At 63.5% G+C, this 285-nt stretch carries 1 rRNA gene; it reads right to left on the bottom strand.

The features are described 5' to 3' along the window. A 16S ribosomal RNA gene (locus AC27E8_RS00255) occupies nt 1-285 on the bottom strand; the annotation flags it as partial.

Genomic DNA, 285 nt, shown 5'->3' with positions numbered 1-285 from the left:
CTCCCGTAGGAGTCTGGGCCGTGTCTCAGTCCCAGTGTGGCCGGTCACCCTCTCAGGTCGGCTACGCATCGTCGCCTTGGTGGGCCGTTACCCCGCCAACTAGCTAATGCGCCGCGGGCTCCTCTCTCAGCGGCCCAGTTGGACCTTTCCCCGCAAGAAGATGCCTCCTCGCGGGCGTATCCGGCATTAGCGCCCGTTTCCGGGCGTTATTCCGGTCTGAAAGGCAGATTACCCACGTGTTCCTCACCCGTCCGCCGCTGACCTCAAAAGAGGTCCGCTCGACTT

The sequence above is a fragment of the Alicyclobacillus sp. CIJ1 genome, from assembly GCF_057538885.1.
The sequence above is the reverse complement of the archived record's forward strand: the minus strand, read 5'-3'. Positions and strand labels throughout refer to the sequence as shown.